The sequence below is a fragment of the Nocardioides segetis genome, assembly GCF_051390595.1.
Classification (GTDB): domain Bacteria; phylum Actinomycetota; class Actinomycetes; order Propionibacteriales; family Nocardioidaceae; genus Nocardioides.
Window position 1 is genome coordinate 271,027 of the sequence record NZ_JBNINR010000004.1, and the last position, 22,204, is coordinate 293,230.

Sequence of the window (22,204 nt, forward strand, 5' to 3'; positions counted from 1 at the left end):
CATGAGCGAGTTTCTGTTCGCCCACAGCACGGCGGATCCGCGCGCCCTGCGCCTGCGTCTGGCCGCCGCCGGCGTGCTCGGGTCCCTGCTCGTGGGCGCGCTCGCCGGGGTTCTCGGCCTGCAGACCCTCGGCGTGCTCAGCGACGACGTGCGGGTGACCGTCGAGCTGCCCACCGTCGGCGACACGCTCGGCATCAACTCCGACGTGAAGTACGCCGGCCTGCGGGTCGGTCGCGTCGTCGAGGTCGATCCGGCCGGCCCGAGCGCGCAGGTGCTGGTCGCCCCCGAGCACGCCGCGCTCATCCCGGCCACCGTCACCGCCCGGGTCCTGCCCGGCACCCTCTTCGGCAACGAGTACGTCGACCTGGTGGCCGCCGCGCCCGACGCCCCCGCCACGGCGTCCGCCGGTGGGCACCTCAGCGCCGGCGCCGTCGTACCGGCCGACACGTCGACCGCGACGGTGCGGCTGATGGACACCTTCTCCGCGACCCAACGCCTGCTCGCGGCCGTCGACCCGGCGCAGTGGGACGTGGCGCTGTCGCAGCTCGCCGACGCTCTCGACGGGCGCGGCGCCCGGATCGCGGAGCTGGTCCGCGACGGCGACGCCTTCCTCGGCCGCTGGGCCGACCTCCATCCGCAGGTCCGCACCGACCTCGACCTGCTCGCCCGGGACGCCGACCTGGCCGCCGACATCGAGCCGCAGCTGGTCCGGGTGCTGCGCGACACCCGGCCACTGGCGCGGACCCTGGTCCGCCGGCACACCGAGGTCTCGCGCCTGCTCGCCGGGCTGCCCGCCCTGCTCGACGGCGAGGAGGGCATGACCACGTTCCTGCGCGAGAACGGGGCCCTCACCGCCCGGCTGCTCAACGCCACCGCGGCCAACCTGGAGGTCTTCGCGCAGCGCTACCCCGCCTTCGCCGAGCTGCTGCGCAAGGTCCCCGTGCTGCTGCGCAACGGCGCCGCCGCGGTGAAGAACGGTCGGATCCAGATGGAGGGCGTCCTCGCTCCCCAGCTCCTGGACCCCTACGACCCCACCGACCCGCAGGACTGCCCGGCCTACCGCGGCCTCACCGGACCGTGCGGAGGCAGCCGATGAGCCGCCCGCGGAGCCGTCAGCTCAGCGAGCTGCGCCGCCATCGCGGCGCGGTGCTCGGCGTCGTCGCGTTCGCGGCCCTCGCCCTCGTGCTGACCGGCATGGTCGCGGGCACCCTGTCCCGCGCCCAGCGGGGCGACGCCATCACCGTCACCGTGGTGTTCCGCGACGCCACCGGCCTGCGTGTCGGCGACGACGTCCGGGTCGCCGGGGTGCGGGTCGGCCGGGTCACCGCCACCCGGCTGGGCCGCGGCGAGGAGCGTGGCCTGGCCGTGGTCACCCTGAGCGTCGCCGCCGACCAACGCCTCCACGACGACGTCGTGGCCTCGGTCGACTACCTCAACCTCATGGGACAGCGGTACGTCGCCCTGTCCCGCCCGGACCGCGCCGCGGACGCCGGGCGGATGAGCGACGGCGCCCGGATCCCCCTCGACCGGACCCGGCCGGCGCTCGACCTCACCGCGATGTTCAACGCCTTCCGGCCGGTCTTCGACCTGTTGCAGCCCGCCGACGTCAACCAGCTCGCCACGAACATCGTGCAGGTGCTGCAGGGGCAGGGCCCGACGATGCGGCACCTGCTCGAGCAGACCGCCGAGCTCACCTCCGGCATCGTCGATCGTGACGTCGCGCTCGCGGAGGTGGTCGACAACGTCACCCTCGTGCTCGACACGACCGAGCGGCACCGCACCGAGATCACCCGGCTCGTCGACGGTCTCGCGTCGCTGACCGGCGGGCTGGCCCGCGATCGCGACCGGATCGGAACCAGCCTCGACGCGCTGGCCCGGCTGTCGGCGACCTCCGCCGACCTCGTCGACGAGGTGCGCGGGCCCGCGGTCGAGGCCGCCGTGCTCAGCAATCCGTGGTTCCGCTATCTCGCGGGCCGCTCCGACCTGCTGGCGCAGACCGGTGCCGCGGTCCCCCGACAGCTCGACACCTATCTGCGCACGCTCGGGTACGGCAGCTATCTCAACGTCTACGTCTGCACCCTCGCCGCCGCCGGGCCGGGCGTCCCGATCGCGCTCGACCTCGGCATCGCGGGCAACCGCCACTCGACGAGGTGCCGTTCATGACGGCCGTCCGCCGGCTCGCCCGGCCGCTGCGCGTCGTCGCCACCGTGGTGGTGGTCGGGCTGGTGCTGCTCGGCGTCCGGGCCCTGGCGGGCGAGCCCACCTATCACGTCCGGCTGCGTCACGCCGCCGGGCTCGAGCCGGGCGACGACGTGCGGATGGCGGGACTGAGGATCGGCGAGGTCACCGCCGTCACCGCCGACCGTGACCAGGTCGACGTCCGGTTCAGCCTCACCGGGGCGCCGGACGAGCTGGGGGTCACCGAGGACAGCAGCGTGCAGGTCAAGCTGCTGTCGATCCTCGGCCAGCGCTTCCTCTCCCTCGCCCCGGGACAGGAGGGCCCGCTCCGTGCCGACGGCACGATCGGCGTCGAGCACGCGGTCGACAGCTACACGATCGAGCGGTTCTGGTTGGAGTCGACGCCGCAGGTCGAGGCGCTGGACCTCGACCGGGTGCAGCAGGCGGTCGACGTCCTCGCCGAGGACCTCGACCTCGCGCCGGAGGCGCTGCGCGACGCCCTCGACGGCATCGCCGGCGTCTCGGCCGTGGCCACCGGCCGCGAACGCCACCTCGACGCGCTGCTGACCTCGGTCCGCGAGGTCACCGACCTCGTGCTCGGCCAGACCGACCAGCTCGACCGGGTGCTCGCGGACGGCACGACGGTCCTGCTGATGGTCCAGCAGCGCAAGGAGACCCTGCGCGCGCTCCTGGGCGACGCGCACCGCTTCGTCACCGGGCTGACCGCCCTGGTCCGCGCGAGCGCACCGCATCTCGAGCCCGCCCTGCGCGAGCTGCACCAGGTGCTCCGCGTGCTCGACGAGCACCGGGCGCGGCTCGACCGGACGCTCGAGCTCGCCGGGCCCACGATGCGGGTCTTCACCAACGCGACGGGGGACGGGCCGTGGCTGGGCGTCAACGCGCCCTGGGCCATCATCCCCGACGACCTGGTCTGCTCGATCACCCCCGAGGACTGCCGATGAGCAGGCGGACCGTGCTCCTCGCGCTGAGCGGCGCCGTCGTGCTCGCGCTGGCGGTCTCCGGCGCCCGGCTCGCGGGGTGGCTGGGTGGGGACGACGCCGACGACCTCGTCGTGACCGCCGACTTCGCCGACACCACCGGGGTCTACGTCGGCAACGACGTCACCTATCTCGGCGTCAAGGTCGGCGAGATCGCGCGGATCAAGCCGCGAGGCGCCACCATGCGCGTCGTCCTGCGCCTCGCCCCGGGCACCCGGGTGCCGAGGGACGCCGGTGCCCAGATCCTGCAGGGCTCGCTGGTCACGGACCGGTACGTCGAGCTCGGCCCCGCCTGGAGCAAGGGGCCGACCCTCGCGTCCGGCGCCCACATCGACGTCACCCGCACCCGGGCACCGGCGACCGTCGACGAGATCGCGCGGGCGATCGACGACCTGGTCCTGGCCCTCGACGGCGGCCTGGACGGGAAGGGCGGCAAGGGCCTCGGCGACGTCCTCGCCACCACCGCCACCGCACTCGACGGCAACGGCCGCCATCTGCGCGCCGCACTCGCCGAGAGCCGTGACGCCCTGGCGATGATCAACACGAAGGAGGGGGACCTCACCGCGGTCACCGACAACCTCCTCGCGCTCGTCGACACCCTCACCGAGCGCGACCGCGGCCTGCGCGACTTCACCCGCGCGGCGGCCGACACCGGCGCGGTCCTCGCGGACCAGCGACAGGAGCTGGTCGCGGCCCTCGACGGGCTCGACGAGCTCACCCGGCTGGCGAACCGGTTCCTCGAGGAGAACGGTGAGGTCCTCGGCGACGACCTCGCCGGGCTCGCCGACGTCGTCGACGTGGTCCGCTCGCGGCAGGACTCCCTCGAGGAGGCCTTCGACACGATGCCGACGATGGCGGAGAACTTCGCGCGCGCCTACGACTGGGACCTGGGGCGCCTGCGCGTCCAGTTCGCCTTCAGCGCCGGCCCGTTCTCGGCCGCCTTCCGCGACCACACCTGCCGGGTGTTCGCGGGTGCGCTGGCGGGCGGGACCGGCGAACGCGTGTGCGGGCTGCTCTTCAACGGCCAGGGCACCGGCATCCTCGACCCGCTCCTCGACGGCATCTACGACGCGCTACCCGGAGGGATCCCGTGACCGGGCAGCGCCTCCGGAGCGCCGCGGCCGCGTCCGCGGTGGTCCTCGGTGCCGTGACGGCCGGCTGCGGGCTGAGCCTGGAGGACGTCCCGCTGCCGGGGCTCGTGCAGGGGCCGACGTACGAGGTGACGGTCGAGTTCGCCGACGCGCTCAACCTGCCGGTCGACGCGCCGGTCAAGCTGGACGGCGCCACCGTGGGCCAGGTGACCGCCGTCGAGGCGGACGACTACGTCGCCGAGGTGGAGCTCGCCCTCTCGACCTCCGTGGAGCTGCGGGACTCCTCGCGGGCGGAGATCCGGCTGACCTCGCCGATGGGCACGGCGTTCGTCCAGCTGCTGCCCGGTGCGACCGGAGCGGTCCTCGCCGACGGCGCCACGCTCCCGGTGGCGGCGACCGGCAGCGCCCCCGACGTGACGGACCTGCTCAGCGCCCTGTCGACCGTCGTGACCGGCGGCAGCTTCGCCGACATCTCCACGATCATCGACCAGCTCAACGTCGCGCTGACCGGCAACGCGGGCGACGTACGACGCCTGCTGGGGCGGCTCGACACGGCCGTCACCGACCTCAACGCCGACTTCCCACGGGTCGACCGGCTGACCGCGGCCCTCGACCGGCTCACGACCCGGCTGGCCGGCGACCTGCCCGCGATCACGCGCTCGCTCGCCGACCTCGCCGACCTGGTCACGACCTTCGACCGGCAGCGCGCGCGGCTCGTGGCGGCGATGGAGTCGCTGCGCCGGTTCGACGCCGTCGCCACCCCGGTCACCCGGGCGGTGCGGTCCGATCTCGTGGCCCAGCTGCGCGACATGCGACCGGTCGTCCAGTCACTCCTCGACGGTCGCGCCGACATCGACGGCGTGATGGCCGGCCTGGTCGCCTTCGCCGAGGGCAGCGACCGGGCCGCCCCCGGTGACTACGCGAACTTCGACCTGACCTTCCTGCTCGACCTGAAGGCGCTGACCGCGACGGGTGGTGCGCGATGAGCCCGCGCCCCACGCCCGCCGAGGCGGCCGCCTCCGCCGCCCGGACGTGGCGGCGCCGGATCAGGGTGGCGCAGAGCCTGATCCTGGTGATCCTGGTCGCGGGTGTCGTCTACGTCGCCGACACCGTGGTCGGCGGCTCCCTCTTCCACCACCCCACGACCGTCACCGTCGAGCTGCCGCAGGCAGCGGGGCTGCACGAGGGATCCGTGGTCACCTACCGCGGCCAGCGGATCGGCGAGGTGAGCGACGTGCGCCTCGGCGCCGACGAGGGCGTCGGCGTCGTCGCGACCCTCGAGATCGACTCCGGCGTCCGCATCCCCCGCGACAGCGCGATGGAGGTGCGCAACCTCTCGGCCGTGGGCGAGCAGTACCTCGACGTCCGCCCCGCGACCGACCGGGGTCCCTATCTCGCGGACGGGGCGCGCGTGCCGCTGACCGCCACGAGCGTTCCCCTGGGCGTGCCCGACGTACTCGCCCACGCACAGGAGCTGATGGCGCACCTCGACGTCGCCGACGTGCGGACCATCGCCGCCGAGACCGCGGCGATCTTCGGCGACGACGAGCAGGACGTCGACCTCCGGGCACTGGCGATCGAGCTGGAGAGCGCGTTCGCCATGCTGCGCCGCCTCGAGCCCGACCTCACCCTCCTCGCGCGCGGGGCGCAGACGCCGTTGTCCACGGTGGCCGACCTGTCCCCCGAGATCCGCGCGCTGTCCGCCGACCTCGAAGCGGTCGCCCGCTCGCTCGCCGCCGCCACGCCCGCGATCCGGCGCACCGTCGCCCACGCGATCGACCTGCTGCCGCGCCTGCAGCGCTGGTGGCGCCGCGCGGCGCCCGACCTGCGGCGCATGCTGCGGGCCGGCGTGCCCGTCACGGAGATGGCGGCCCGTCATCTCCGAGGCCTCCACCACTGGCTGGACTGGGCACCGCTCCAGGCCGACGTCATGGCCGGCAGCACCCGCGACGGCAGCGGCCGGGTCCTGCTGGTCCCCCGGATCCTCAAGAACTGCGTCTACGACCGCAGCGTCCAGCGTGACGTCCAGGACACCAGCCGCCGCGAGCCCCGCACCGACGTGCGGTGCACCGACCCGCCGCGCGGCACCCAGGGCCGCGGCTCCGCCGAGGTCCCCCAGCAGTAGTCCCGTCCACACCGCCCACCCGAGAGGAACCCCGATGAGCACCGACACCTTGGCGATCCGCGCCGAGATCGAGCAGGAGATCGCCGGCCTCACCCTGCCGGCCGCGCTGGCCCGCACGGTCGAGACCGAGGGCGAGCGCCCGGCGTACTCCGACAAGGTCGGGATCGACCTGTCCGCCGGCTACGCCCCCGGCTGGCGCACCGTCGGCTGGGCCGCGCTGCGGGAGCGGTCGCTCGACCTGGCGGGCGCCCTCATCGCCGCCGGGGTCCGGCCCGGCGACCGGGTCGCGCTGATGGCGTCCAACCGCATCGAGCACGTCGTCGCCGACCTCGGCGCCGTCCACGCGGGCGCCGTGTCGATGTCGGTCTACAACACGCTGTCCCCCGAGCAGGTCGCCTACGTCGCCGGTCACGCCGAGCCGACCGTCGCCGTCCTCGAGAACGCCGACCACCTCGCCCGGTGGGAGCGCGGCCTCGGCGCCACCGACTCCCTGCGCACCGTCGTCCTCATCGACGCCGAGCCGCCCGCCGGCGACGACCGGTTCGTGGGCTGGGACGCCTTCCTCACCGCCGGCGCGGCCTGGCGCACCGAGCACACCGCCGAGCTCGACGCCCGCATCGACGCGATCGCGCCGGACGACCCGCTGACCATCCTCTACACCTCCGGCACGACGGGAAACCCCAAGGGCGTCGTCCTCACCCACCACGCCGTGCTCTACGAGTGCGCCTGCTCGCTGCGGGTCGCCGCGCCCACCCAGCACAACGACTTCATCTCCTACCTGCCGTTCGCTCACATCGCCGAGCGCACCCTCGGCATGTACATCCCCCAGGTCAACGGCGCCCACATCCACCTCATCGCCGACCCGGCGCTCCTGCTCGGCGCCCTCGGCGAGGTCCACCCGACGCGCTTCTTCGGCGTCCCGCGGGTGTGGGAGAAGATCAAGACCGGCATCTCGGCCAAGCTCGCCGCGGAGACCGACCCGGAGAAGAGGGCCCAGGTCGAGCGCGCCCTCGCCGTCGGCCTGGAGTACGTCGAGGCGCTGCAGCACGGCGGTGCGGTATCCCCCGAGCTCGAGGCCCGCTACCGGGCCGCCGACGCCGGGCTGCTCTCCTTCCTGCGCGCCCTGCTCGGCCTCGACCGCTGCGAGTGGTCCGCCTCGGCGGCCGCGCCGATGCCGCTGGAGGTCGCGCGGTTCTTCGCCGGGCTCGGCATGCGGATCTACGACGTGTACGGCATGACCGAGACCTGCGCGGCCGTCACGTCGTGCGGGCCCGACCAGTTCCGCCTCGGAACCGTCGGCCGGGCACTTCCCGGCATCGAGATCGCGCTCGCCGACGACGGCGAGATCCTCGCCCGCGGCCCGGTCGTCTCGAAGGGCTACTACCGCCAGCCCGAGGCGACGGCGGCGCTCATCGACGCCGACGGCTGGGTCCACACCGGCGACATCGGCGAGCTCGACGAGGACGGCTTCCTCAAGGTCGTCGACCGGAAGAAGGAGATGATCATCACCTCGTCCGGCAAGAACATCGCGCCCTCCAACATCGAGAACCACCTCAAGGAGAGTCCGATCGTCGGCCACGCCCTGGTCTTCGGCGAGGGCCGGCCGTACGTCGTCGCGATGCTCACCCTCGACGCCGAGATCGCTTCCCTGGTCGCCACCCAGCTCGGCATCCCCACCGGCACCTCACTCGCCGAGCTCGCCCAGCACCCCGCCATGCTCACCGTCGCGCAGCAGGCCGTCGACAGCGCCAACGAGCGACTCTCCCGGCCCGAGCAGGTCAAGGCGTGGGAGCTGCTCCCGGTCGAGTGGACGGCCGAGTCCGAGGAGCTGACCCCGACCCTGAAGCTCAAGCGCCGCGTGGTGCACGCCAAGTACGCCGATGTGCTGGAGCGGCTCTACGCCTGACCGGGAGGAACCACGCACCTACCGGATTTGTCGCGGATCGGGTCGATCAACGACGAACTCGGTTGGTGCGCCGCACCTCGGCGGCGAGCGCGGGAGCGAGGTCGCCCTTCGGGCCGACGACGATCTCGGCCAGGCCGAGCCAGCCGGCGAGCCGCTCCAGCTCGGCGGCCAGCTCGGTCGCGGTCTCCGCCGGCGCGTGCGGCTCGGTCCAGGCCGACTGCACCAGCAGGCGGGACGTCGGACGGTCGGCCTTGAGGTCGACCCGTCCGACGATCCGGTCGCCCAGCAGGAACGGCAGCACGTAGTAGCCGTGCACGCGCTGCGCGGCCGGCGTGTAGATCTCGATGCGGTAGAAGAAGTCGAACAGGGCCTCGCCCCGGTCGCGCTCCCACACCACCGGGTCGAAGGGGCTCAGCAGGGCTCGGGCCCCGACCCGGCGCGGGATCCGCGCGTCGCGGTGGAGGTACGCCGGGCGTCGCCAGCCCTGCACCGCGACCGGTTCGAGCTCGCCGGCCGCCACCAGCTCCTCGATCGCGCCCCGGGCCTCGCCCACCCGGATCCGGTAGTAGTCGGCCAGGCAGTTCGCCGACGCGACGCCGTGGGAGCGGGCCGCCCGGCGGACCAGCTCGACGTGGGCCCGCTGTGCCGGCAGCGCCGGCGCGTCGAGCACGGCGGACGGGAGGACCCGCTCGGGCAGGTCGTAGCGGATCTCGAACTGGCTGGTGCGGCCGGCGATGGCCAGCTCGCCGGTCATATAGAGGTGGTCGAGCATCCGCCGGGTGCGCGACCAGTTCCAGCCCCAGTGGTCCTTGGAGCGGGGCAGGCCGTCGTCGAGCTCCCGCGACGTGCTGGCGCCGCGCTCGCCGATCTCGGCGATCAGCGCCTTCTCGAGGGCGTCGCCCTCGTCGACCGCGAACCACTTGCCGCGCCGGCCGCGGTAGAAGTCCATCCGGTGCCGCATCGCCGGCCACAGCTCCACGGGCATGAACGCCTGGACGTGCGCCCAGTACTCCACCACCCGCCGGTCGCGGCCGCTGGCGGCGCGACGGAGCAGGTCGACGTCGTAGGGCCCCATCCGGGAGTACAGCGGCATGAAGTGGGCCCGCTGCAGCACGTTGACGCTGTCGACCTGGAGCACGCCGGTGCGGGCCAGGGTGCGGTCGAAGGTCCGCAGGGTCGGCGCGGTGTGGGCGGGGTCGAGGAAGCCCTGCGCGGCCAGCGCGATCCGGCGGGCCTGCGCGAGGGACAGCGACTGCGTCGTGGGCACGGGGCCACCCTAGGAGCCGTCGCCGACACCGCGCCCGTCCCAACTGCGCCTCGCGTCGCCACTTGACGGGCGTTTCCGGCGCTCCGCCCTACTCCAGCTCGACCAGCTTGGCGCGCACGGCATACATGACCGCCTCCATCCGCGAGTGCAGCTGCAGCTTCTCGAGGATGTTGCGGACGTGGTTCTTGACCGTGTTCTCGCTGATCGCGAGCTGCGCGGCGACGTCGCGGTTGCTGAGCCCGCGGGCGACGAACCGGAGCACCTCCAGCTCACGCTCGGTGAGCTTGAGGGCCTGGCCGGTCTGCCGGTCGGGCTTGGACATCGTCTTGAACTCGTCGATCAGCTTGGCGGCCATCGACGGGCTGATCAGCGACTGGCCGTCGGCGACCACGCGCACGCCCTGGGCCACCTCCTCGATGGACGAGTCCTTGAGGAGGTAGCCCGAGGCGCCGCTCTTGACCGCCTCGTAGAGATCGGTCTCGTCGTCGGACATGGTGAGCATGATGATCTTCGTCGTCGGGACGGCTTCCTTGATCGCGACGCAGGCCTCGATCCCGGACTGCTTCGGCATCCGCACGTCCAGCAGCACGACGTCGGGGACGCTGCTGACGACGATCGCGACGCCGTCCGCCCCGTTGCTCGCCTCGCCGACGACCTCGATGCCGTCCTCGATGCCCAGCAGCATGGTCAGCCCACGCCGGAACAGCTCCTGGTCGTCGACCACCACCACCCGTACCGGCTCGCTCACGGGCTGTCCCGGTACGGCGGTCGCCGGCGAATCACCACTCGCCACAGCGGCATCATGACATGACCTCCCGAGAGCATGCCGGTCCAGACCACGCTTCAGTCGTCGTTGCTCCCGAGGTCGAGCGAGATGACGCCGTAGTCGTAGCCCCGGCGCCGGTAGACCACGGCCGGTCGCTCGCTCTCCTTGTCGACGAACAGATAGAAGTCATGCCCGACCAGCTCCATCTCGTAGAGCGCCTGGTCCAGGGTCATCGGCGCCGCCGGGTGGGTCTTCTCCCGCACCACCAGCGGGCCGTCGCCGGTGACCGTGATCGGGCCGACCTGCCGCTCGATCGCGACGTCCTCGTCGGCCTCCTCGACGACCGTCGCCGGGACGTCGGAGAGCGCCCGGCCGACCGAGACCGGAGTGCGGCGGCCACGATGCACCCGGCGCCGGTCGGCCGCCTTGCGCATCTGCGCCGCCATCTTGTCCAGTGCGAGGTCGAGGGCCCCCATCTTGTCGTCGGCGGCGGCCTCGGCGCGGATCACCGGCCCCTTGGAGAAGGCGGTCAGCTCGACATGGACGGCCTGGTCGTGCTGGCGCGGGTTGGGTTCGCAGTCCACCTCCACATGCACCCGGATGATCCGGTGATCGTGCTTCTCCAGCTTGGCGAGCTTCTCCGCGGCATGCTCCCGGAACCGGTCCGAGATCTCGCAGTGCCGTCCGGTGACCACAACGTCCATCAGATACCTCCAAGGGAATTTCGGTGTGATGGGTTCTCCTGCCGCCCCGGCAGGACGTGCGAGTGCTGGCCGACCTCTGGACCAGCAAGGGGTGACGTAGCGGCGCCCGCGCCGTCCCCACGAACGAAGGCCACGGCGGGAACGCCGGGCGAGGAGGCGCAGGGAGCGAGGAACGAGCCCGACGCGTATGCGCCATCCCCACCAGCGCAGGCGGGCCGCCAGGCCGACCCTGCCCCGTACGCAACGCGACCGCGAGCGCGGCAGCGTGTCGCACGGCGGCGAAGCCGCGTCGTGCGAAGCCCGCGGTCCGAAGCGGAGCGAGGACCGTGCGGCGAGCACGACATGCGACACGCTCGCGCCGACAGCGGAGTCCGCCCGGCCGACCTGGTCTTCGTCCCCACACCCGCCTGCTGAGGCTTCCGCAGCTTGTTGCCACTACCGGCCTTCTCCCGGGACCGGACGTATCTGACGTCCGGGCCGAGGCAGGGCTTACGACTAAGCCGCACCGTGCTCACCGGCCCGAGGGCCGGCTTACGTGGACCGTTTCGCCTGCGACTGGCATCGGCTTGCCGCCTCCGACCGGGCTCGCGCCCGGTCTGAGCGACGCAACCACGGACCCGGGCGGACTCCATGACCAGACGTTAGTCCGTCGCTGGTGACGACGAAAGGCTTCACCCGAAGTTCAGCTCCGCGCCACCGGTGCGGGTCCGGCACTCCGCTTGCGGGTGGCCGCGACCACGGCCGCGGCGAGCACCGGGACGCCGGCGGCCTCGAGGGCACGCTGCGCCTCGCGGAGCGTGGCGCCGGTGGTGAGGACGTCGTCGCACACGACGACGTGCGCCCGTGGACAGCGCCGCGCGAGCCGGCGTACGGCGGCCGCGGGGGCCGTCATCGAGCCGGCCAGGTTCGCGGCCCGGGCGGCCGCGTCGAGACCGGCCTGGTCCACGACGCCCGGCCGGAGGCGGAGCACGCTGGCGGTCAGGACCTCACCGCCGGACACCCGGCCGGTGGCCCGGGCGGCGGCGCGGGTCAGGGTCAGCGTGGGATCGTGTCCGCGCTGCCGGACCGTCGCGGCCCGGGACGGCACCGGCACCAGCACGACCGGTCCGGCCGGGACAGCCCCGACGGCCCCGACGGCGCTCGCGACCGCGACGGCCAGCAGCTGGCCGAGCGGCGCCCCGAGGGCCAGCACCCGCCGCTCCTTGTGGGCGAGGACCAGCGCGCGCAGGAGCCCGTCGTAGTCACCGGTGGCGTACGGCGGCACCAGGCCGTCCGGACACGGGCTGGGCCGTCGGGGGCTCGCCGTGACGGGCAGCGTGGCGCGGCACGCTCCGCACAGGGGCCGGCCGGGCCGCGCACAGCCGACGCAGCGCGAGCCGAGCACCAGGTCGACGAAGCCGTCGGCGAGGAGCGGCAGCGTTCTCATCCACGCCACCCCAGCAGGGGGTGCCGCCGGGAGCAACCGGCCGTCGCCCCGCTGTGGAGAACGCCTCGGCGTCAGCCTGCTCAGCCGGCGTAGTCGAGCTGGGTCAGGCCGTCCAGGTCGACGGGCTGCGGCTCCTGGCGGACGACGTCGACGTACTGGTCGGCGTACACGGCGAGCATCGGGGCGTCCTCGACGGGAGACGCCGCGAGGCCGCGGACCTTGCCGGTGACGATGGTCGACAGCGCGTCGACGCCGACCGTGGCACCGTCGGCGGCGACGACGTCGACCTCGTAGAGGCTGCCGGGCGCGGTGGCCGTCAGCAGGCCCAGCCGGATCGGGCCGTTCCAGGCCAGATCCGTGATGTGGCTGCCCTCGGCCTCACGCACCACGAACGGCCGTCCCGCCCGCTGGACCTGACCGCGACCGCCGATGAGGACGCGCGCCCCGACCACCCGGTCGCTCCCGTCGGGCGTGCGGACGATGCCGACGAGGCGGGTGCCGTCCCGGCTCACGACCAGCCCCCGGGCGCGGGTTCCGGTGATCCCGGGCACGCGCACGGTGCGGACCGCGTCGTCGTGCTCGTCGTAGAGCCACACGACCGCGCCGCCGGGACGCCGCTCGAGCACCCAGAGCCGGTCGGCGTGGTCGAAGGTGGGTCGCGTGTAGTTGCCGCCGGAGAGCAGGGTCTGCGCCGCGGGCTCGGAGGCCGACTGCTGCACCCGGGCCAACCGGACCCGGCGGCCGCCGAGGTCGACGGCCGCCGCCCGCTGGTTGTCGAGCGTGACCGCGACCGAGCTCACGCCGGCGCCCTCGGCCCCGAAGACGCCGGTGGCCGGCGCGAGCTCACCGTCGCCGCTGCCGAAGACCAGTCGCCCCTGGCTCACGCCGAAGAGCGCGCGGCCGCCTCCCGGGCCGGCCGGGCCGAGGGCGGCCGCCGCCTCCACGGAGTACTCCGACACGCCGCCGGGCAGGGGCAGGTCGGTGCCGTCGATGCTGACCCGCAGCGCGGTGACCGACGGATCCTGACGCAGCGTCCACGCCAGCTGCGCGAGCATCAGCTCGGCCTGCTGGGCCGTGATCGCCTGCGGCTCCCCCACCAGCGCGATGTCGGCGACCCCGGCGTCGCTCACCGGCACCGAGAGCCCGACGGTCAGCCCGGACGGCAGGAACGAGCGCACCACCCCCTGCGCCCGCGGCGGCGGCCCGGCGAGCAGGGCCGAGACCAGGCTGGTCGCCAGCTGGTCGCCCTCGGGCACGAAGACCGGCTCGGGGACGAGGATCTGCGCGATGGGGTCGAAGTAGTACAGCGAGACCTGGCGGTGGCGCTGCCGGAACCACCCCGCGGGTACGACGAGCGCGTCCGGCGGGTCGGCGATGCGGTACTGCCCGTCCTCGATGCTCACGCGGAAGTCCAAGGTGAGCTCCTCGGCGCCCATCGCGCCCCGCCAGGCGCCGACGGCGTCGAGCCGGTCCGCAGCGGTCAGGCGCACCGACACCGTGCCCGCGCTCTCCCGCACGGGCAGCGAGTCGCTGTAGACGATCGTCTCCTGCTCGGGGTCCCAGCCGGCCGCCGCCTCCTCGGTGAGGTACTCCTTGGCGACGCTGGTCTGCACGGGCCAGGCGGTCATCGCGTCGAGGAACCCGGCGACGACCTCGGTCCGGGAGGCCCCGGACAGCGGGGGCCGGGCGTCGATGTCGCTCGCGCGCCGGGGGCCACCCTGGTCGGCCCCGCCACCCTCGATCACCGGCCCGGAGGTCGGCAGCGAGGTGCAGCCGCACAGGACCAGGGCCAGCACGACGGCCAGCAGGGGTCCGAGAACGCCTCCGAGCACGGGGCGGGGCGTGCGCCGGGACCGGGCGGACGCGGCGCCCCTGGCGAGGAGCGCCCGGCGGGGTGCGGCGGGAGTCATCGGCCCTCCTCGGGATCGGGGACGACACCGGCCGGCCCGGCCACGACGGCGGCGTCGCCGGACGTGATGTCCTCGGGCACCAGGGGCAGGGGGCTGTGGCGCAGCGTCCCGCCGGCGTGCCGCGGGACGGTCAGGCGGAACTGGGCGCCCTGCCCGGTGCGTCCCCACGCCTGGAGCCAGCCGCCGTGCAGGTGCGCGTCCTCCTGGGCGATGGCCAGGCCCAGTCCGGTCCCGCCGCTCGTCCGGGTGCGTGCGGGGTCGGAGCGCCAGAAGCGGTTGAACACCATCGACGCCTCCCCCGGCGCCAGCCCGATGCCGTGGTCGCGCACGGTGATCGCGGCGGACTCGTCGTCCGAGGCGAGCCGCACCAGCACGGCCTCGGTGGGGTCGTCGGCGAGCGCGTGGTCGATGGCGTTGGTGACCAGGTTGCGCACGATCCGCTCGATGCGGCGGACGTCGACGTCCGCGCGGACGGCGACGTCCGGCTCCTCGACGAGCACCCGGAGCCCCCGCTGGTCGGCCAGCGGTCGTGCGGCGTCCACGACCCGGCGGACGAGGTCGCCGAGATTGACGTTCTCGGTGGCGAGGACGGCCGCGCCCGCGTCGAAGCGGCTGATCTCCAGCAGGTCGACGAGCAGGTTCTCGAACCGGTCGAGCTCGGCCTGCATCAGCTCGGCGGAGCGGGCCGTGGCGGGGTCGAAGGCGTCCCGGGCATCGTGGAGCACGTCGGAGGCCATCCGCACGGTCGTCAGCGGCGTCCGCAGCTCGTGCGACACGTCCGAGACGAAGCGCCGCTGGACCCAGCTCAGCTCCTCCAGCTGGCGGATCTGGCGCTGCAGGCTGGTCGCCATCTGGTTGAAGGAGTACGCGAGGCGGGCGATGTCGTCCTCGCCGGCGACCTGGAGCCGCTCCTGGAGCCGGCCGGCGGCGAGTCGCTCGGCCACCTCGCGCGCCATGCGGATCGGACTGACCACCTGCCGGGTGACCAGCCAGGTCACCCCGGCGACGAGCACGAGCAGGAGCCCGGCGGCGGTCAGCAGCGCCCGGGTCACCAGGTTGAGCGTCTCCTGCTCCTCGGCGAGGGGGAACAGGAAGTACAGCGTGTAGGTCTGGCCGTCGGACGGCAGCTGGACCTGCGATCCGACGACGATCCCCGGCTCCCGCGTCGTCCGCGCGTCGGCACCGGTGCCCGTCGACCGGACGATCTCGGTGTAGGTCCAGGCGGTCTCCCGGAGCGGCCCATCGAAGTGCTCCTCGAGCGCGGCCGGGACGCTGGTCAGGTCCAGGCCGCTGGTGTACTCGCCGCCGCCGGTCCGCAGCGCCGGCCCCTCCTCCTCGGGGCCGGCCAGCACGACGGCGTACCCGCGGCTGTCGCCGCGCTCGATGATCGGGTCGACCAGGTCCCGCTGCTGTCGACCCGCGTTGCCCTCGCGTCCCGACGCCGCCTCCAGCCGGTCCTTGGCGTCGGCGACCTCTGCGTCCACCTCCCCGAGGACGACGTCGACGCGGTGCTGCAGCAGGCCCTCCCGGGTCTGCTGCAGCAGGATCCAGCCGACGCCGCTGACGACCACGGCGGACAGCAGGACGGTGCTCACCACGACCCGGGCCTGGATCGAGCGGCGCCAGAACGTCAGCGCGCGGCGCAGCCGCGGCGCCAGCCACGCCCAGCACCGGCGCAGCCCCGCCAGCACGCGACGGCCGAACCCGGCCGCCGCGGGCCTATCCGGAGCCGGCCTTGTAGCCGACACCGCGCACCGTCAGCACGATCTCCGGATGCTCCGGATCGTGCTCGACCTTGGACCGCAGGCGCTGCACGTGCACGTTGACCAGGCGGGTGTCCGCGGCGTGCTGGTAGCCCCAGACCTCCTCCAGCAGCACCTGGCGGGTGAAGACCTGGCCCGGCTTGCGCGCCAGGCAGAGCAGCAGGTCGAACTCCAGCGGCGTCAGGGAGATCTCCCGCCCGTCGCGGGTGACCGCGTGCCCGGCGACGTCGATCTCGACGTCGCGGATGGTCAGCGTCTCCTGCGGCACGGCCTCGGTACGGCGTACCCGGGCCCGGATCCTGGCGACCAGCTCCTTGGGCTTGAACGGCTTGACGACGTAGTCGTCCGCGCCCGACTCGAGCCCGACGACGACGTCGACGGTGTCGCCCTTCGCGGTCAGCATGACGATCGGGACCCCGGACTCGGCCCGGATCTCCTTGCACACGTCGATGCCGTCCTTGCCCGGCAGCATCAGGTCGAGCAGGACCAGGTCGGGCCGGTAGTCGCGGAACGCCGCCAGCGCCTGGTCACCGCGGGGACAGACCCGGCTCTCGAAGCCCTCCTGCCCGAGCACGATGCCGAGCATCTCCGCCAGCGGGGCGTCGTCGTCGACGACGAGGACGCGTCCCTTGGTCGGGTACGGCGCGCTGGAGGGCGGAGTCACGCTTGCGATCCTACTGATGGGTCGGCGCGTTTCACGGCACTGAGCCGGAAGGGACGATCCACTGCGAGCGCAGGTCCGGGCGGACACGCGCCAGGTGGTCGAAGTCGGCGTCGTAGTGGACGACGGTGACTGCTTGATCGCCGTGCGAGTGGCGCAGGGCGGTGGCCGCGATCTGGAGATCGCTGACCCCCACCGATCGCCCCATGGCCGCACGAAAGAGCAGCTCCTGGAGAGCCATGGCGATGCGGGCGACCTCCTCGTCGGGCGCCAGGAAGACCTTGCCCCGACGGTTGCCGTCGAGGATGCGGCGGTGGTCGGCGGCACTGCGGGCAGAGAAGCCCTCCTCCAGCACCTGGGGAAGACAGCTGGCGAGCTCACCGGTCGCGAGTAGTCCCACTACCGCATCGGCGACCGCCGGAGCGCGGTGCAGGCGTTGCGTGACGGAATTGTCGAGCAGGTACAGCTGCCTCATCGCTGCGCTCGAGCGACGACCTCCGGGTCATCGAGGGCGCTGGCGACTCCCTCCCGCAACTCCTCGAGGTAGTCCAGCGCGCGGGCTTTGCGGACGACCTGCTCCAACGCCTCGGTCACGGTGGCTCGCTTGGTCGTGTGGCCGGTCGCGGCCATCGCCTCGGCCATCAGGTGCTCGTCCACCTCGATCAACGTCTTCGCCATCGCCCACCCCCAGGAGATATCCCTTTCCGGTGGAAAGTATATCTCCGCTGGCCGGAACGAACGAGCCCCGCACCCTGAAGGGCGCGGGGCTCGCGAGATGCGCATCGGAGGCAAGCATGGGCCCGAAGGGTCCGTGCGCCCTGCCGCCAGCTCCGTGCGTCATGACACCGGCTGCCGGCGTCTTGCCGCCAGACCGAGGCAGGACCTACGCCAGCCAACTGCGGCGCGGCAGCGCGGCGCCCGCTGTCTTGCCGCCAGGCCAAGCCTGGACCTACCCCACACGACCGCGGCGCGGCAGCGCGGCGCCGCCAGGGGCGAACCGCGCAGGCCGGCAGGTGAGCGAGTCGAAGGGAGCGAGGAACGAGCGACCGGAGCGAGCGATACCGCCGGCCGGAGCGGAAGCCCCGACCGGCGGCGACGCGCTCGCGCCAACCAACTCAGTACCGGTAGTGCTCCGACTTGTACGGGCCCTCGATCGGGACGCCGAGGTAGTCGGCCTGCGCCTGGTTGAGCTCGGTCAGCTCCACGCCGATGGCGTCGAGGTGGAGGCGGGCGACCTCCTCGTCGAGGTGCTTGGGCAGGACGTAGACGCCGATGGGGTACTCGTCGGTCTTGGTGAAGATCTCGATCTGCGCCAGGACCTGGTTGGTGAACGAGTTCGACATGACGAACGACGGGTGGCCGGTCGCGTTGCCGAGGTTGAGCAGGCGGCCCTCGGAGAGGACGATGACCTTCTTGCCGTCCGGGAAGATCCACTGGTGGACCTGGGGCTTGATCTCGTCCTTGACGATGCCCGGGATCTTCGCGAGGCCGGCCATGTCGATCTCGTTGTCGAAGTGGCCGATGTTGCCGACGATGGCCTGGTTCTTCATCTTCTCGAAGTGCTCGACCCGGATGATGTCGAAGTTGCCGGTCGTGGTGATGAAGATGTCGGCGAACTCCACGACGGACTCGAGGCGCTTGACCTCGTAGCCGTCCATCGCCGCCTGCAGGGCGCAGATCGGGTCGATCTCGGTGATGATGACGCGCGCGCCCTGGCCGCGCAGCGACTCCGCGGAGCCCTTGCCCACGTCGCCGTAGCCGCAGACGACCGCTGTCTTGCCGGCGATCATGACGTCGGTGCCACGGTTGATGCCGTCGATGAGCGAGTGGCGGCAGCCGTACTTGTTGTCGAACTTCGACTTGGTGACCGAGTCGTTGACGTTGATCGCCGGGAAGAGGAGCGAGCCCTCCTTGAAGCGGTCGTAGAGACGCAGGACACCGGTGGTGGTCTCCTCGGTGACGCCCTTGATGCCTCCTGCGATGGTGGTCCAGCGCGTCGGGTCGTTGTCGAGCGAGCGCGCGAGGACCCGGAGGACCTCCTTGAACTCCTCGTTGTCGGTGGAGTCCTGCCCGGGGACCGCACCGGCCTTCTCGAACTCGACGCCCTTGTGGACGAGCAGCGTGATGTCGCCACCGTCGTCGAGCAGCATGTTGGGGCCGATCCGGTTGCCGTCGGCGTCGGTGAAGTCGAAGACCTTCTCGGCCTCGTCCCAGTACTCCGCGAGGGTCTCGCCCTTCCAGGCGAAGACGGGCGTGCCGGCGGGGGCGTCGACCGTGCCGTCCTTGCCGACGACGACAGCCGCGGCGGCGTGGTCCTGCGTCGAGAAGATGTTGCAGGTGGCCCAGCGGACGTCGGCGCCGAGAGCGGTGAGCGTCTCGATCAGCACGGCGGTCTGGATGGTCATGTGCAGGGAGCCGGCGATCCGGGCGCCCTTGAGCGGCTGGTCGGCGCCGTAGCGGGCGCGCATCGCCATCAGGCCGGGCATCTCGTGCTCGGCGAGCTCGATCTCCTTGCGGCCGAACTCGGCCAGGCTCAGGTCAGCAACCTTGTAGTCCATGAGTGATCCTCGAGGTTCGAGTGTCGTGTGACAGCTGGGTCCTGCGGCGCATCTGCGCATCGTCGGGATCTCCCGCGCATGACGTAGGACACCCTACAAGCGGCGCCCGACGCCCGGGGAATCATCGGGCGAGCCGGCGATCTGGGGCCGGGTACTCATGCCCTCGCACCGCGCCGCCGCGACCCTGCAGGCATGACTGACACTCCGCTGACCGACCGCGACCACCCGGCCCTCCTCCCGACGCTGGTGGAGGCGCTCGCCTCGGCCACGACCGTCGGCGTCACCCTGTTCCTCCCGCTCCTGCAGTTCGGTGCCTACTTCTGCATCGGCGGCCCCTGCGGCGGGCCGGACGCGGACTCGGTCCGGCTGTACCGGGTGCTCGTGGCGGTGCTGGCCGGGACCGCCGGCATCACCCTGCTCCTGGCCGCCCGGCGCCGGGCGCGGCGGGCGTTGCGATGGCACGCCCTCGTCGCGCTCGCCGGGGCGGCGTCGGCGACGGTCTTCGCGGTGCCGGCGATCGACTGGGCGCAGCTGCTGCGCGAGGACCCACCGCCCCCGAACCCGCACTACGTGCCCTGCCACTCGGGTTCGAACGACTGCGTCGGCGGCTGAGCGGGCAGCACGCCGCCGTCAACCGCCGTCAGGCGTCCGGTGCCGTGGTGCCCTCCGTCGGCATGGTGCCGTCCGTCGTCGTGTCCTCCTCGTAGCGCTCGACCGGGTCCTTGTCGCCCTTGAACGGCAGCAGGGAGACGATCACGACGACCACGGCGCCGACCACGAGACCGATCACGGCGGAGATGCCGGTGTTGGCCAACCAGGCCAGGACGCCACCCAGGAACCCGTGGACGGCGTGCTCGATGTCGTGCTCGATGTCGTGCACCCAGGTGTAGGGGGCGTCCCACCAGCCGACCTCGTGCACGTTGACCAGGAGGATGTGGCCGCCGACCCAGAGCATCGCGACGGTGCCGACGATGGAGATCGCCGAGAGCAGCTTCGGCATGGCCGCGACGAGGCCGCGGCCGATCCGCTGCGCGAAGGCGGAGGACCGCTGGGAGAGGAGCAGGCCGGTGTCGTCCATCTTCACGATGAGGGCCACGACGCCGTAGACCGCGATCGTGATCGCGATCGCGACGACGACGAGGATGGCGAGGCGGGACCAGAAGCCCTCGTCGGCCACCTCGTCGAGGGCGATCACCATGATCTCGGCCGAGAGGATGAGGTCGGTCCGGATCGCGCCGGCGATCATCTGCTTCTCGGCCTCGGGACCGATCTCGGTGACGGGCACGTCGTGCTCGTCGTGGTGGGAGATCAGGTGCCAGACCTTGTGCGCGCCCTCGTAGGCGAGGAAGGTGCCGCCGATCATCAAGATGATCGGGAGCACGTCGGGCAGGAACTCACTGAGCAGGAGTGCGGCCGGCAGGATGATGAGCAGCTTGTTGCGGATCGAGCCGATCGCGATCTGCTTGACGATCGGCAGCTCGCGCTCGGCGGCGACGCCGTGGACGTACTGCGGGGTGACGGCGGTGTCGTCGACGACAACGCCGGCCGCCTTGGTGGTGGCCCGGCCCGCGGCCGCCCCGACGTCGTCGATCGACGCCGCGGCCAGCTTGGCGATGGCGGCGACGTCGTCGAGCAGGCCGAACAGGCCCGCGCTCACCGCGGCCCCCGGAGGGCGGGACGGATCGGTCCGGAGGGGCTGCAGCGCATGCCCGAAATGCTACCGGCCCGAGGACACGAGCCGGTTCGCCGCGCGCTCCGCGGTCTCCTGCTCGTGGACGACGCCCGTGAGCTGGACCGCCTCCCGCATCCTGCGGTGCGCCACGTCGAACGGGTCGACGACCCGCTCGAGCACCCGGCGTACGGGCGGTGCGGCCAGCAGCAGCGCGACCCCCACGCCGATCCCGACGGCGGCCAGCAGCCCGGCCCAGGGCCGGTCCTGCGCCCAGTCGACGAAGCCGAGGTACTCGAGCTCCTTCACCGCGAACCCGTGGAAGAGATAGACGACGAGCGTCGCGGCGCCCATCCGGCTGAACCACCCGCCGACCCGTGGCACCAGGGTCAGCCAGGCGAGCGCGCCGGCGGCCCCGGCGAGCAGCATGAGCAGCCGCGTCACCAGCGCCGTGGACGTGGGGTCGTCGACGAGCTCGAAGGGCCGGTAGTAGAGGTAGGGCCGGCTCGCCCACTGCTCGAACGACCCAGCCACCAGCCAGAGCACCGCGAAGGTCGTGAGGCCGAGCAGCGCGGGGAACCGTCCCCGCAGCCATTCCAGTGCCTCGGGGGTGGTCTTGAGCCCGAGCACGAAGAACGGCAGGAAGCCCAGGACGCGTGGCGCGTCGAGCCAGCGCGTCCAGTCCCCCACCAGGAACCCGCCGGCGAGGCAGATCCCGACGGCGACGAGCACTCCACCCGTCAGCGGGCGGAAGACAGGGGTGACCAGGCGCCACGCGACCATCGCGAGCAGGTACCACAGCGGGAAGTGGGGGTCGGTCCACAGGTCCCTGAGCTGCTCGTCGCCGACGTTGATCCGGAACCAGGCGAGAGCGCCCTCGAACAGCAGATAGGGCACGAGCAGCGTCGTGACCAGTTGCCACAGGCGCCCCGGGCTGTAGCCGAAGCCGCGCGAGAGGTAGCCGGAGAGGAACACGAACCCCGGCATGTGCCACAGGTAGACGAAGTCGTAGATCCGTCCGCCCGGCCCGTCGGCGGGCAGCAGCGCCAGCAGGTGCCCGACCACGACGAGCGTGACCAGGCCCATCTTCGCGTTGTCGAGCCACGGATCCCGAGTAGGTGAGGCCATCACTCCTTGGTACCCGAACCGCCTGTGGGGACACCAAGTGTCAGACAACCCGAC

General features: G+C 72.7%; 20 protein-coding genes. 8 read left to right on the forward strand and 12 right to left on the reverse strand.

Features of this window, described 5'->3' with window-relative positions; all coding sequences use genetic code 11:
* Window position 1: 1 nt before the first annotated feature.
* The 7 genes from ACPZVR_RS09730 to ACPZVR_RS09760 are packed head-to-tail and all read left to right on the forward strand — an operon-like array spanning window position 2 to window position 8,298.
* Window positions 2-1,096 (forward strand): MCE family protein, encoded by a 1,095-nt coding sequence (locus tag ACPZVR_RS09730; RefSeq protein WP_436699378.1) that lies wholly within the window; start codon window positions 2-4, stop codon window positions 1,094-1,096.
* A complete protein-coding gene (locus ACPZVR_RS09735; protein WP_436699379.1) occupies window positions 1,093-2,163 on the forward strand; it encodes an MCE family protein in 1,071 nt (356 codons plus the stop codon). The genes ACPZVR_RS09730 and ACPZVR_RS09735 overlap by 4 nt, the downstream gene beginning before the upstream one ends.
* Window positions 2,160-3,140 (forward strand): MCE family protein, encoded by a 981-nt coding sequence (locus tag ACPZVR_RS09740; protein ID WP_436699380.1) that lies wholly within the window; start codon window positions 2,160-2,162, stop codon window positions 3,138-3,140. The genes ACPZVR_RS09735 and ACPZVR_RS09740 overlap by 4 nt, the downstream gene beginning before the upstream one ends.
* Complete coding sequence (locus ACPZVR_RS09745) at window positions 3,137-4,270, forward strand: MCE family protein (protein WP_436699381.1); 1,134 nt, start codon at window positions 3,137-3,139, stop codon at window positions 4,268-4,270. The genes ACPZVR_RS09740 and ACPZVR_RS09745 overlap by 4 nt, the downstream gene beginning before the upstream one ends.
* Window positions 4,267-5,253, forward strand: a complete 987-nt coding sequence (locus ACPZVR_RS09750; protein ID WP_436699382.1) for an MCE family protein — start codon at window positions 4,267-4,269, stop codon at window positions 5,251-5,253. The genes ACPZVR_RS09745 and ACPZVR_RS09750 overlap by 4 nt, the downstream gene beginning before the upstream one ends.
* Window positions 5,250-6,392 carry an MlaD family protein gene (locus ACPZVR_RS09755; RefSeq protein ID WP_436699383.1) on the forward strand — a complete coding sequence of 381 codons (1,143 nt, stop codon included), beginning with the start codon at window positions 5,250-5,252 and terminating at the stop codon, window positions 6,390-6,392. Before ACPZVR_RS09750 ends, ACPZVR_RS09755 begins: the two co-directional genes overlap by 4 nt.
* Before the next feature lie 34 nt (window positions 6,393-6,426).
* Window positions 6,427-8,298 (forward strand): AMP-dependent synthetase/ligase, encoded by a 1,872-nt coding sequence (locus ACPZVR_RS09760; protein WP_436699384.1) that lies wholly within the window; start codon window positions 6,427-6,429, stop codon window positions 8,296-8,298.
* Window positions 8,299-8,344: 46 nt separating this feature from the next.
* Here ACPZVR_RS09760 and ACPZVR_RS09765 read toward each other — a convergent pair whose 3' ends face one another.
* The 10 genes from ACPZVR_RS09765 to ahcY all read right to left on the reverse strand — a co-directional run bounded on the left by ACPZVR_RS09765 (window position 8,345) and on the right by ahcY (window position 19,353).
* Window positions 8,345-9,565, reverse strand: a complete 1,221-nt coding sequence (locus ACPZVR_RS09765) for a winged helix-turn-helix domain-containing protein (protein ID WP_436699385.1) — start codon at window positions 9,563-9,565, stop codon at window positions 8,345-8,347.
* Between the two features lie 88 nt (window positions 9,566-9,653).
* On the reverse strand, window positions 9,654-10,313 hold the full coding sequence (locus ACPZVR_RS09770; protein ID WP_436699386.1) for a response regulator: 660 nt from the start codon (window positions 10,311-10,313) through the stop codon (window positions 9,654-9,656).
* A 95-nt stretch (window positions 10,314-10,408) separates the two neighbouring features.
* A complete protein-coding gene (hpf, locus tag ACPZVR_RS09775) occupies window positions 10,409-11,035 on the reverse strand; it encodes a ribosome hibernation-promoting factor, HPF/YfiA family (RefSeq protein ID WP_436699387.1) in 627 nt (208 codons plus the stop codon).
* A gap of 682 nt (window positions 11,036-11,717) precedes the next feature.
* Window positions 11,718-12,461 (reverse strand): ComF family protein, encoded by a 744-nt coding sequence (locus ACPZVR_RS09780; protein ID WP_436699388.1) that lies wholly within the window; start codon window positions 12,459-12,461, stop codon window positions 11,718-11,720.
* A gap of 80 nt (window positions 12,462-12,541) precedes the next feature.
* Window positions 12,542-14,371, reverse strand: coding sequence for an LpqB family beta-propeller domain-containing protein (locus tag ACPZVR_RS09785; protein ID WP_436699389.1), 1,830 nt, complete (start codon window positions 14,369-14,371; stop codon window positions 12,542-12,544).
* Window positions 14,368-16,062 carry an MtrAB system histidine kinase MtrB gene (gene mtrB / locus ACPZVR_RS09790; RefSeq protein ID WP_436699390.1) on the reverse strand — a complete coding sequence of 565 codons (1,695 nt, stop codon included), beginning with the start codon at window positions 16,060-16,062 and terminating at the stop codon, window positions 14,368-14,370. Before mtrB ends, ACPZVR_RS09785 begins: the two co-directional genes overlap by 4 nt.
* 28 nt (window positions 16,063-16,090) lie before the next feature.
* A complete protein-coding gene (gene mtrA / locus ACPZVR_RS09795; RefSeq protein WP_436699391.1) occupies window positions 16,091-16,798 on the reverse strand; it encodes an MtrAB system response regulator MtrA in 708 nt (235 codons plus the stop codon).
* Window positions 16,799-16,829: 31 nt separating this feature from the next.
* A complete protein-coding gene (locus ACPZVR_RS09800) occupies window positions 16,830-17,270 on the reverse strand; it encodes a PIN domain-containing protein (protein ID WP_436699392.1) in 441 nt (146 codons plus the stop codon).
* A complete protein-coding gene (locus ACPZVR_RS09805) occupies window positions 17,267-17,473 on the reverse strand; it encodes a type II toxin-antitoxin system VapB family antitoxin (RefSeq protein ID WP_436699393.1) in 207 nt (68 codons plus the stop codon). Before ACPZVR_RS09805 ends, ACPZVR_RS09800 begins: the two co-directional genes overlap by 4 nt.
* 437 nt (window positions 17,474-17,910) lie before the next feature.
* Window positions 17,911-19,353, reverse strand: a complete 1,443-nt coding sequence (gene ahcY, locus ACPZVR_RS09810; protein ID WP_436699394.1) for an adenosylhomocysteinase — start codon at window positions 19,351-19,353, stop codon at window positions 17,911-17,913.
* Window positions 19,354-19,545: 192 nt separating this feature from the next.
* On the opposite strand from ahcY, the gene ACPZVR_RS09815 reads away from it, so the two are divergent.
* The gene (locus tag ACPZVR_RS09815) at window positions 19,546-19,965 is read left to right on the forward strand and encodes a hypothetical protein (RefSeq protein WP_436699395.1); all 420 of its coding nucleotides are present in this window, start codon (window positions 19,546-19,548) and stop codon (window positions 19,963-19,965) included.
* Between the two features lie 28 nt (window positions 19,966-19,993).
* Here the strand turns inward: ACPZVR_RS09815 and ACPZVR_RS09820 are convergent, their stop codons facing one another.
* Both ACPZVR_RS09820 and ACPZVR_RS09825 read right to left on the reverse strand, forming a co-directional pair.
* On the reverse strand, window positions 19,994-21,010 hold the full coding sequence (locus tag ACPZVR_RS09820) for a DUF808 domain-containing protein (protein WP_436699396.1): 1,017 nt from the start codon (window positions 21,008-21,010) through the stop codon (window positions 19,994-19,996).
* A gap of 60 nt (window positions 21,011-21,070) precedes the next feature.
* A complete protein-coding gene (locus ACPZVR_RS09825; protein WP_436699397.1) occupies window positions 21,071-22,150 on the reverse strand; it encodes an acyltransferase family protein in 1,080 nt (359 codons plus the stop codon).
* Between the last annotated feature and the right edge of the window lie 54 nt (window positions 22,151-22,204).

Coding starts and splice junctions, on each gene's coding strand:
- ahcY (WP_436699394.1), bottom strand. CDS start 19,353: ATGGACTACAAGGTTGCTGACCTGAGCCTGGCCGAGTTCGGCCGCAAG.
- ACPZVR_RS09735 (WP_436699379.1), top strand. CDS start 1,093: ATGAGCCGCCCGCGGAGCCGTCAGCTCAGCGAGCTGCGCCGCCATCGC.
- hpf (WP_436699387.1), bottom strand. CDS start 11,035: ATGGACGTTGTGGTCACCGGACGGCACTGCGAGATCTCGGACCGGTTC.
- ACPZVR_RS09780 (WP_436699388.1), bottom strand. CDS start 12,461: ATGAGAACGCTGCCGCTCCTCGCCGACGGCTTCGTCGACCTGGTGCTC.
- ACPZVR_RS09800 (WP_436699392.1), bottom strand. CDS start 17,270: ATGAGGCAGCTGTACCTGCTCGACAATTCCGTCACGCAACGCCTGCAC.
- ACPZVR_RS09805 (WP_436699393.1), bottom strand. CDS start 17,473: ATGGCGAAGACGTTGATCGAGGTGGACGAGCACCTGATGGCCGAGGCG.
- ACPZVR_RS09730 (WP_436699378.1), top strand. CDS start 2: ATGAGCGAGTTTCTGTTCGCCCACAGCACGGCGGATCCGCGCGCCCTG.
- ACPZVR_RS09740 (WP_436699380.1), top strand. CDS start 2,160: ATGACGGCCGTCCGCCGGCTCGCCCGGCCGCTGCGCGTCGTCGCCACC.
- ACPZVR_RS09755 (WP_436699383.1), top strand. CDS start 5,250: ATGAGCCCGCGCCCCACGCCCGCCGAGGCGGCCGCCTCCGCCGCCCGG.
- ACPZVR_RS09815 (WP_436699395.1), top strand. CDS start 19,546: ATGACTGACACTCCGCTGACCGACCGCGACCACCCGGCCCTCCTCCCG.
- ACPZVR_RS09825 (WP_436699397.1), bottom strand. CDS start 22,150: ATGGCCTCACCTACTCGGGATCCGTGGCTCGACAACGCGAAGATGGGC.
- ACPZVR_RS09745 (WP_436699381.1), top strand. CDS start 3,137: ATGAGCAGGCGGACCGTGCTCCTCGCGCTGAGCGGCGCCGTCGTGCTC.
- ACPZVR_RS09760 (WP_436699384.1), top strand. CDS start 6,427: ATGAGCACCGACACCTTGGCGATCCGCGCCGAGATCGAGCAGGAGATC.
- ACPZVR_RS09785 (WP_436699389.1), bottom strand. CDS start 14,371: ATGACTCCCGCCGCACCCCGCCGGGCGCTCCTCGCCAGGGGCGCCGCG.